This is a genomic window from Flavobacterium glaciei (assembly GCF_003350545.1).
GTDB lineage: Bacteria > Bacteroidota > Bacteroidia > Flavobacteriales > Flavobacteriaceae > Flavobacterium > Flavobacterium glaciei.
The window spans coordinates 1-3,690 of sequence record NZ_QQBA01000032.1 but is presented as its reverse complement, the minus strand read 5'-3'; the positions used below and the strand labels follow the sequence as shown (position 1 = coordinate 3,690).

The window sequence follows — 3,690 nt, the reverse complement described above, 5'->3', positions numbered from 1 at the left end:
AATTGAGCATCTTGTTGTGCATAACTTACAAAGGCTGTAAACATCAAAACGAAAGAAAATAATTTTGTTTTCATAGTAGATATTTATTATTTTAAATTATCTATCGAACTCATTTAAAAAAATTCGGCAGGTCGGCTTGAAAAATTTCCTTAGTAATTATTATTTGTAATAATAGAGTCTAAAGATATTATTTTTATTATACCTGAGCATTTTTATGCTCAGGTATAAGATTAATTATTTTGTTAAGTATAAATATCCGTCTTTTTTATTTGTTATGATATTTCCATCATTGTCAAAAGAAGTGTAATTCAAAATGTAGAAGTAAACTCCTGCAGGTAAACCTGAAGATTCCTTAACAGTTGATCTTCCTCCAGAAATTCCATCAAATGAATTACTTGTATTATTATATCCTTTAGTTTCAAAAACTAAAACTCCCCAACGATTATAAATCTCAACCGTGTTTTCTGGATAACAAACTGTATCATCAATATTATCGATAATGAATTTTTCATTAATCCCGTCACCATTTGGAGAGAATGCATTATGAACTATTACAGTTCCACAAGCCAATACAATACCACCGCAACCTGTATTTACAGTCATTATAATTGTTATAGTTCTTGGGCAAGTAGAATCATTAACTTTATATTCAAAAATGTAATTTCCAACTGGAAGACCTAAAGCATCAAGAATGTTTCCTTGTAATGCACCAGAATTATTCACATCTACCCAAGTACCGCTTGTAGGTGTTCCAGCTGGTAACAAATCATCCAGATTCGCCGTTGTAGTTTCTCCATCATTACAAATTGAACTATTGATAGTTGTAACACTGTTTGGAATGGTAACATTGATTATTTGAGTAAAGTCAGCTGTATTTCCACAAGCATCAGACACAGTCCATTTTCTTACGATTGAATATGAATTTTCAGTTTTGTTTATGATGTTTTCAGTAAAAATAGCTGGTGAAACTGTAGAACAATTATCTACAAATACAAGTTCAGGTTTAGCTGGAATTACATCACAATTTACATTAACCAAAGGAGTAAACACAGTCGTTGTTGTAGGAGCAGTTGTGTCATTTACTGTTATTTTTTGTGTATGTGATATCATATTACCAGATTCATCTGTTGCTGTCCATACTCTGGTTAAGATATAGTTTGATAGACAATTGCCATCAACTCTTGTTTCATTATATTTTAATATTACTTCACCACAGCTATCAGTTGCTGTCATAGTTTCTGGTTGTGGTACATCACATTGAACCGTAATATTTTGAGGCATAACAGTAGTTGTCCAAACAGGATTGGTAGTATCAATTATATTTACAGTTACAAAAGCATTATCGCAGTTTGTTGGATTTATTTTCTCACAGATTTGATATTCAAAAGAATATTTCCCTGCTTTTATACCTGCTTGTATTGATATATTTCCTAATTCATCAAATGTAATTTTAGGATTGCTTCCATTTATTATTTTAAAAACAACTTCGTTACTATTTATTTTAAGCTCATTTAGTAAGTCATTGTCAATAACATTACCAATTTTTCCATTAAAAGTACATTGTACTGCACTAAATATATCATCTTTTGCATCAACATTAGCAAATAATCTACAGCTTATTCCAAAATCTACGTCTAAATTAACACGATTATCTGGAGTTATTTGTATGATTTTAGGATTAGGAGTTGTAGGACCACAAACTGTGAACCCCCCGGATATATTTGTTTTAGATGTGATTAACTTGTTATTATTGATTGGTAATTCTTTTACTAATCCATTTGCCCCCATAGCTTCTGAAACTATATCTAAGTATGAATCCATAACTAGCTGTACTTTATATTCTCCCCAAGGATTTTCTATTTTAGGTCTGTCAATATAGTATCCTTGAATTCCTAACATAACATTTTTAGAATAACTATTTGGACCAGTAATTAATATATTAGAACTTTTTGAGTTTCCTAAACCAGCAGCATTTAGCTCTCCAATATTTTCTTTTCCTTTGTAGCTATTATCTCCATTAAAATCAATCCATTCCCATAAACTATAATCTATAGCTCCATTAGAATCAGGGATGTTTTTGGTAACAATTCCATCATTATTTGCATCAAACCATTCGTCTTGTATTCCATTATTATTTACATCGTACCATACAAAATCTCCTATAACAGGTAAATCTGATTTTTCATATTCGAAATTGTGTATTTGGTATTTACATTCTTCTATAGTTGTAAAAAATGAATTTGAATCAATAGTGTACAATTGTTGGTTATTGTTTAGGTTCGCATCTTGAACTTGTAATAAATAATCACCTGGCGTTACACCTATAAAAGCGTAATAACCTTCTAAGTTTGTAACTCTAATAAGAATATCACCAGGAGTTGAACCTTGAGGAATTAATGTCACAGGTACATTTGCTAATGGTAAATTCGTATCTCTATTAGAAACAACACCAGAAAGTTTAACTCTATAGTCTGGTTCTGTAATAGTTACTGTACTTATGGCAGTACATGTTTGTCCATCATTTCCAACAATGGATGTAGCTGTAAGTGTGTACGTACCAGCGGGTAATCCATTACTACCTACCACTTCATTCGCATTATTAGTAATTACCACAGTTGATCCAATACTATTAGTAATTGTTATGCTTCCATCTTTTTCACCTTGACATGTTACATTAGTTGGGATACCACTTACTGAAACATTATTCTCAACAGTTATTTTTTGTATCAATGAAGTTTTATTACCTGCACAATCTGATAATATGTAGGTTCTTACAATAATGTAAGGATCTCCCATGCATCCACTAGCTCCATTATTAGTGTCAACTATAGTAATATCAACAGTCCCATTACAATTGTCAGCCTCATCTATTATAACACTTACATCTCCAGTAGGTACTTCTAAAATACTATGTAATCCAGTAATATCTGCAGGGGCAGTTCCAGTAGGAGCCGTTGTATCTTCAACAGTAATCACTTGAGTAAACACAGCCGAAGTATTACCACAATCGTCTTTTACAGTCCAAGTGTTAGTATACGTTCCAGCATTAGCACAACCTAAAGAAGGCACAAATGCACCACTTACTTTAGTGATATTGGAAACATCGGTATCACATAAATCAGCAGCAATAGGGAAAGCAGCTTGAGCCGTAGCCAAAGCCTGATCATCGCTACATTCTACCGTAGTATCTAAAGCAGTAGCTAGAGTAGACCAAGTAGGAGCCGTTGTATCTTCAACAGTAATCACTTGAGTAAACACAGCCGAAGTATTACCACAATCGTCTTTTACAGTCCAAGTGTTGGTATAGGTTCCAGCATTAGCACAACCTAAAGAAGGCACAAATGCACCACTTACTTTAGTGATATTGGAAACATCGGTATCACATAAATCAGCAGCAATAGGGAAAGCAGCTTGAGCCGTAGCCAAAGCCTCAGCATTGCTACATTCTACCGTAGTATCTAAAGCAGTAGCTAGAGTAGACCAAGTAGGAGCCGTTGTATCTTCAACAGTAATCACTTGAGTAAACACAGCCGAAGTATTACCACAATCGTCTTTTACAGTCCAAGTGTTAGTATAGGTTCCAGCATTAGCACAGCCTAAAGAAGGCACAAATGCACCACTTACTTTAGTGATATTGGAAACATCGGTATCACATAAATCAGCAGCAATAGGGAAAGCAGCTTGAGCCGT

At 33.4% G+C, this 3,690-nt stretch carries 1 protein-coding gene; it reads right to left on the bottom strand.

Translation table 11 applies throughout. From position 1 onward, the window contains the following. Positions 1–234: 234 nt before the first annotated feature. A partial coding sequence (locus DFR66_RS13715; RefSeq protein WP_208630921.1) for a T9SS type B sorting domain-containing protein occupies positions 235–3,690 on the bottom strand: 3,456 nt, incomplete at its 5' end.